This is a genomic window from bacterium, assembly GCA_021372775.1.
In the GTDB taxonomy this organism is placed as follows: Bacteria; Acidobacteriota; Polarisedimenticolia; order J045; family J045; genus JAJFTU01.
Window position 1 is genome coordinate 1 of the sequence record JAJFTU010000310.1, and the last position, 2,303, is coordinate 2,303.

Consider the following 2,303-nt stretch of genomic DNA (forward strand, 5'->3'; position numbering starts at 1 on the left):
GCTGCGGGCGCCGAGCCCGCGCCCGCAGCGGAGGCGGGGGCGGCGGAGGACGCGGCGGCGAGCGGCGCGGGAGGGAGCGCGGCGAGCGCGGAGGCGGCGCCGGTTGCGCCGCGGCGCAGCCGAGCCCGGAGAAGAGAGAGCGCGCCGGCGCCGAGCAGCGCGGCGAGCGGGTCGAGGCCGACGGCGCAGCCGGCGAAGGCGGCGACGGCGAGGGCGATCGCCGCGGTCCCGCGCAGCGCGCTCCGCGCGAGGCGGATCACCGCCAGCGCGATCACGGCGATGATCGTCGGCTTGACGCCGTAGAGCAGCGCCCGCCCCTGCGGCAGCGCGCCGAACCGCACGTAGAACCACGCGACCGCGCTCGTGATCAGCGCCGCGGGAAGGATGAACGCGAGGCCGCCGACGAAGAACCCCGGCCAGCCCGCGCGGCGCCAGCCGAGGTGGATCGTCATCTCCGTCGAGTTCGGGCCGGGGAGGAGGTTCATCGCCCCCAGCACGTCGAGGAACTCCTCGCGCGACAGCCAGCGCCGCCGCCGCACGAACTCCTCCTCCATCAGCCCGACGTGCGCCGCGGGTCCGCCGAAGGCGATGCAGCCGAGCTTGAGGAACGCGCCGGCCACCTCGAGCAACCGCTTCGTCGATCCGCCTTCGGCCATGCGCGGACGATACGCGGACGCCGCGGGAACGGTCAACGCCGCGCGCCGCGCCGGGCGGCGCCGTCAAGTGCAAGGACCGCCGAGGCGTTCGGCGGCGACGTCCGGCGCGGCCGCCGACGGTACGCGCGCCGCGCGCCGTGTCGCGCGTGGACCGGCCCGCGGCGCGCGGCTACCATGCCGGCATGGCGACGCGGAACGAGGTGACGATCGTCGGCGGTGGTCTCGCCGGCTGCGAAGCGGCGTGGCAGTGCGCGGAGGCCGGCGTGCCGGTCCTGTTGCGCGAGATGCGCCCGCTGGCGACGAACCCGATCCACAAGACCGGGCGTCTCGCGGAACTCGTCTGCTCCAATTCGTTCAAGTCGAAGGAACTCGCGACGGCCCACGGCCTGCTCAAGGCCGAGCTGCGCGCCCTCGGCTCGCTGATCGTCCGCAGCGCCGACGCCGCGGCCGTCCCCGCCGGCGCCACCCTCGCCGTGGACCGCGAGGCGTTCAGCGTCGCCGTGGACGAGGCGATCAAGGGCCACCCGCTGATCCGGATCGAGCGCGGCGAGGTCCTCGAGCTCCCCGACGACGATCCGGCGATCGTCGCCGCCGGGCCGCTCTGCTCGCCCGCCCTCGCCGCGGCGATCGCCGCCTTCACCGGCGAAGGGAACCTCGCCTTCTACGACGCGATCAGCCCGATAGTCGAGAACGAGTCGATCGACTGGAGCGTCGCCTTCCGCGCCTCGCGCTACGGCAAGGGGGAAGGCTCGGACTACGCCAACTGTCCGATGAACCGCGCCGAGTACGACGCCTTCTACGACGCGCTGCTCGCGGCGACGCAGGCCGACCTGCACGACTTCGACCGCAAGCTGCTCTTCGAAGGATGTCTGCCGATCGAGGAGCTGGCGCTCCGCGGCCGCGACACACTCCGCTTCGGCCCGATGAAGCCGGTCGGCCTCCGCGATCCGCGCACCGGCCACCGCCCGTGGGCCGTCGTGCAGCTCAGGCAGGACAACCTCGCCGCGTCGCACTGGTCGATCGTCGGCTTCCAGAACCGGATCAAGTGGGGCGAGCAGGAGCGGATCTTCCGGATGATCCCCGGCCTCGAGCGCGCGTCGTTCGTGAAGCTCGGGATGATCCACCGCAACACCTACATCAACGCCCCGCGCGTCCTCGCCGAGACGTTCCAGGCGCGGAAGCGCCCCGGCCTCTTCTTCGCCGGGCAGATCTCCGGCGTCGAGGGGTACACGGAGTCCACCGCCTCCGGGCTGGTCGCCGGGCTCGGCGCGGCGGCGCTCGTCGGCGGCGGGACGCCCCCGCTCTTCCCCGAGGAGACGGCGCTCGGCGCGCTCCAGCGGTACGTCGCGCGGGCGGAGGGGGAGACGTTCCAGCCGACGAACATCGCCTTCGGCCTGCTCCCGCCGCTCGCCGATCCGCCGCGGGCGAAGAGGGAGCGCAAGCGCGCCCTCTCCGAGCGGGCGCTGGCCGCGCTGGCCTCGTTCGCGGCCGAGCGGCGACTGCCCCATTTCGGCGCGGCGCAGGAACCCCCGCGCGACGTAGATTGAACCGGGAGGAGATCGACGATGAGCCCCTCCGACGCCCCGACCCGCCGCCGCGCGGACGCCTACTTCGCCGCCAGCGTCGAAGTTGCGCGCCGTCTGGCCG

2 protein-coding genes are annotated in these 2,303 nt (G+C 74.3%); one reads left to right on the top strand and one right to left on the bottom strand.

The genetic code is table 11. The features are described from left to right. A partial coding sequence (locus LLG88_10675; protein ID MCE5247364.1) for a chromate transporter occupies positions 1 to 656 on the bottom strand: 656 nt, incomplete at its 3' end. A 182-nt stretch (positions 657 to 838) separates the two neighbouring features. On the opposite strand from LLG88_10675, the gene trmFO reads away from it, so the two are divergent. Then, entirely contained in the window at positions 839 to 2,203 is a 1,365-nt protein-coding gene (gene trmFO / locus LLG88_10680; protein ID MCE5247365.1) for a methylenetetrahydrofolate--tRNA-(uracil(54)-C(5))-methyltransferase (FADH(2)-oxidizing) TrmFO, read from the top strand. Positions 2,204 to 2,303: the final 100 nt, after the last annotated feature.